At 69.2% G+C, this 1,978-nt stretch carries 2 protein-coding genes; both read right to left on the minus strand.

Going from position 1 to position 1,978, the window contains the following annotated elements; all coding sequences use genetic code 11:
* A partial coding sequence (gene pstC, locus MCM47_RS39845) for a phosphate ABC transporter permease subunit PstC (RefSeq protein WP_238951735.1) occupies window positions 1-909 on the minus strand: 909 nt, incomplete at its 3' end.
* Between the two features lie 147 nt (window positions 910-1,056).
* The coding region (gene pstS, locus MCM47_RS39850; RefSeq protein ID WP_238951736.1) for a phosphate ABC transporter substrate-binding protein PstS at window positions 1,057-1,978 on the minus strand (922 nt) is incomplete at its 5' end.

The following is a 1,978-nucleotide window of genomic DNA, read 5'->3' on the forward strand; positions in this document are numbered from 1 at the left end:
GATGACGAACAGGACGAGGCCGGAGGCCATCAGCGCGTCGCGGCCGAGGGGCTGGGCCTCGTTGAACTTCAGCGCGATGTTCTGCGCGAAGGTGCCGCCGCCCGGGTCGAGCAGGTGCAGCGAGAGCACGCTGTTGGAGGAGAGCACCACCGCGACCGCGATGGTCTCGCCGAGCGCACGGCCCAGGCCGAGCATCGAGGCCGAGATGATGCCGGGGCGGCCGAACGGGAGCACCGCGGTGCGGATCATCTCCCAGCGGGTCGCGCCGAGGGCGAGCGCCGCCTCCTCGTGCATCCGCGGGACCTGCCGGAAGACCTCGCGGGAGACCGCGGTGATGATCGGCAGGATCATGATCGCCAGCAGGATGCCGACGGTGAACAGGTTGCGCGGCGTGGTGCCGGCCCGGGACTGGTCGAAGACGTACGTCCAGCCGAGGTACTGGTCCAGCCAGCTGGTCAGCCCGTCCAGGTGCGGGACGAGGAAGAGCGCGCCCCAGAGGCCGTAGATGATGCTGGGGACGGCCGCGAGCAGGTCCACCAGGTAGGCGAACGGCTGGGCGATCCGGCGCGGCGCGTAGTGCGAGATGAACAGCGCGATGCCGATGGCCACCGGCACGGCGATCGCCATCGCGATCACCGCGCTGACGATGGTGCCGAAGGCGAGGACGGCGATGCCGAAGACCGGCTTCACGCCGTCCGGGGTCCACTCGAAGGTGGTGAGGAAGTTGCCCTCGTTCTTGCTCAGGGCGATGCCCGAGCGCCAGGTCAGGAAGCCCGCGATGGCGGCCATGACGACCAGCAGCAGGATGCCCGACCCGCGGGAGAGGTTCATGAAGATCTTGTCGCCGAAGCGGCTGTCGCGCTTGCGGCGTACCCTGCCTTGCGGGGCGGCAGGAGTGGGTGAAGTCATTGGTCTACTCCGGTCTGGTGGTGCTGCCCCGAGGGGGCGGCACCCTGGCGGCGGTGCCCCGGACGTTGTGCTGGGTTTCGTGCTGTCCGGCGGAGCGGCCCCGGCCCCCTCGTTCACGGGGCCGCTCCACCGGAGGTACTACGGAGGTCAGGCCAGCGTCGGGATGACGGCGTTGACCTTGTCGGTGAGCTCCTTCGGCAGCGGGACGTAGCCCTTCTCACCGATGGCCTTCTGGCCGGCCTCGCTGGCGCCGTAGGTCAGGAACGCCTTCAGCGTGTCGAGGGTGTCGGCCTTGTTGCCCTTGTCGCAGACGATCTCGTAGGTGACCAGGACCAGCGGGTACGAGCCCTCGTCCTTGGTCGCGTAGTCGAGGGTCAGCGCCAGGTCGCTGCCGGTGCCGGCGACCTTGGCCTTGGCGAAGGTGTTGGCGGCGTTGGCGGCGGTGGCCTCGACCGGCTTGGAGGCGCCGGTGGCGATGGCGGCGCTCTTCAGGTTGTTGGTCTGGGCGAACGACAGCTCGGCGTAGCTGATCGAGTTCTTGACCTGCTTCACCTGGGCGGAGACGCCGGCGGAGCCGTTGGCCGACTGGCCGCCCTTGCCCGCCCAGGTCTTGCTGGCCGGGTAGGACCAGGCGCCACCGGAGGCCTTGGCGAAGTACTTGGTCAGGTTGTCGGTGGTGCCGGAGTCGTCCGAGCGGTGGAAGGCCTGGATGTCGGCGTCCGGCAGCTTGGCGCCCGGGTTCAGGGCGGCGATCGCCGGGTCGTTCCACTTCGTGATCTGCGAGTCGAAGATCTTGGCGATGGTGGGACCGTCGAGGACGAGCCTGTCGACGCCCTCCACGTTGAAGACGATCGAGACCAGGCCCGCCACCATCGGCAGGTCGATGCCCTGGCCGCCGGTGCAGACCGCCTTGGTGGCGTCGACCTCCTCCGGCTTCAGCGCCGAGTCGGAGCCGGCGAACGCCACCTTGCCCTGGATGAACTGCTGCACACCGGCGCCGGAACCGCCACCGCCGTAGTTGACGGTGATCGCCGGACAGGCGGCGCTGAAGGCGTTCTTCCAGATGTCC

The sequence above is a fragment of the Kitasatospora sp. A2-31 genome (assembly GCF_022288725.1).
Taxonomy (GTDB): domain Bacteria; phylum Actinomycetota; class Actinomycetes; order Streptomycetales; family Streptomycetaceae; genus Kitasatospora.